Source organism: Anaeromyxobacter sp. PSR-1, assembly GCF_000964525.1.
GTDB lineage: Bacteria > Myxococcota > Myxococcia > Myxococcales > Anaeromyxobacteraceae > Anaeromyxobacter.
This window is the reverse complement of record NZ_BAZG01000331.1, coordinates 1-1,916: the sequence shown is the minus strand read 5'-3', so window position 1 is coordinate 1,916 and position 1,916 is coordinate 1. Positions and strand designations below refer to the sequence as shown.

The 1,916-nt window shown below is 74.4% G+C and carries 2 protein-coding genes and 1 pseudogene; all 3 read left to right on the top strand.

From position 1 onward, the window contains the following. Positions 1 to 859 (top strand): signal peptide peptidase SppA (gene sppA / locus PSR1_RS23095; RefSeq protein WP_059439625.1); only part of this gene is annotated, 859 nt, incomplete at its 5' end. 27 nt (positions 860 to 886) lie between these two features. Then, positions 887 to 1,384 (top strand): HIT domain-containing protein, encoded by a 498-nt coding sequence (locus PSR1_RS23090; protein ID WP_059439624.1) that lies wholly within the window; start codon positions 887 to 889, stop codon positions 1,382 to 1,384. A 306-nt stretch (positions 1,385 to 1,690) separates the two neighbouring features. Beyond that, positions 1,691 to 1,916: pseudogene (locus PSR1_RS24760) on the top strand (tetratricopeptide repeat protein); the annotation flags it as partial.

Genomic DNA, 1,916 nt, shown 5'->3' with positions numbered 1-1,916 from the left:
CCTGCTGCTCGCGTTCGGCGCCGTGCGCGGAGAGTCCCCGCGCCTCGGCTCCGGCCCGCGCGTCGGCGTCATCGACGTGAAGGGCACCATCGGCGGCGGCGCGGACCGCGACGAGACCGAGGACATCCTGAAGCGCATCCGCCGCTTCGCCGAGGACGGCGACCTCAAGGCGGTGGTGATCCGGGTGGACTCGCCCGGCGGCTCGGTGGGCGCCAGCCAGGAGATCCACGACGAGGTGAAGCGCCTCGCGCAGAAGAAGGTCGTGGTCTGCTCGATGGGCAACCTGGCCGCCTCGGGCGGCCTGTACGTGTCGGTGGCCTGCCCGAAGATCGTCGCCAACCCCGGCACGCTCACCGGCTCGATCGGCGTCATCAGCCAGTTCCCGAACGTGAAGGACCTCGCCGAGAAGCTCGGCGTGAAGGTCGAGACGGTGAAGACCGGCAAGCTGAAGGACGCCGGCAACCCGTTCCGCGACATGACGCCGGAGGACCGCGCCTACTGGCAGGGGCTGGTCGAGAACACGCTGGGCCAGTTCGTGAAGGCGGTGGCCGAGGGGCGCAAGCTGGACGAGGCGAAGGTGCGCGCCATCGCGGACGGCCGCGTGCTCACCGGCGCCCAGGCGAAGGAGGCCGGCCTGGTGGACCAGCTCGGCAACTTCTACGACGCGGTGGAGCTGGCGAAGCAGGAGGCGAAGCTGAGCGGCGAGCCGGTGCTGGTCTACCCGCCCGACGAGCGCGGCCGCTTCCTGGAGCAGCTCATGGGCGGCGCCGCCGGCGCCGTCGCCGACGCGGTCGCCACCCGGGTGGCGCAGGGGGCCGCCGACGCGCGGCAGCCCGGCGTGTACTTCCTCGCGCGGTAGCGGCGCGCGCCGCAAGGAGACCTCACCGTGCAGCAGCCGCTCTGGGCCCCGTGGCGGATGGAGTTCATCCGGTCGGAGAAGCCGACCGGGTGCATCTTCTGCGACTTCCCCGCGGCGCCGGAGTCGGCCGACCGCGGCAACCTGGTGGTGCACCGCTCGGCCCACGCGTTCACCTGCCTGAACCGGTTCCCGTACAACTCCGGGCACGTGATGGTGATCCCGCGCGCGCACCTCGCCGACCTCGGCGCGCTCGGGCCGGCGGAGTGGGCCGACCTGCAGGAGGAGCTGCGCCGCGCGGCCGCGGTGGTGAAGGCGGTCTACCGGCCGGACGGGATGAACGTCGGCATGAACCTGGGCCGCGCCGGCGGCGCCGGGATCGCGGACCACCTGCACTGGCACGTCGTGCCGCGCTGGCTCGGCGACAACAACTTCATGCCGGTGCTGGCCGACAACCGCGTGGTCGTGGAGGCGCTCGACGAGGCCTGGCAGCGGCTGCACGCCGGGTTCGCCGCGCTGGGCACGTGACGCAGCTCTGGCTCGCCCTCGCCGCCGGCTCGCTCGCCGCGATCGTGGCGATCCTGCTCGCGGAGCGGCTGCGCCGGCGCCGCGACGAGGCGCAGGCCTACCTGAAGGGCGTCCGCTCCATCGTGCAGGGCGACCCGGACGCCGCCATCGAGGCGCTCTCCGACGCCGCGCGCCTGGGCACGCCCGAGGCGGTGGACACCTACCTGGCGCTGGGCGCGCTGTTCCGGCGCGAGGGCGACCTCGCGCGGGCGGTGCGCCTGCACCGGAACATGCTCTTCGGCCGCGGGCTCGCGCCGCCGCGCCGAGGTGGAGCGCGAGCTGGCCGAGGACTACCGGCGGAGCGGCATGCTCGCCGAGGCCGCCGAGCTGTACGCGCGGCTGGCGGAGCGCGACGGGGATCGCGCCGCGGCCGAGGGGCTGCGCGACGTGAAGGTCGAACAGGGCGACCTCGCCGGCGCGGTGGCGCTGCAGCGGCGCATCGGCCCGCAGGACGGGGATCCGGTGCTGGCGCACCTGCTCGCGGCGCAGGCGC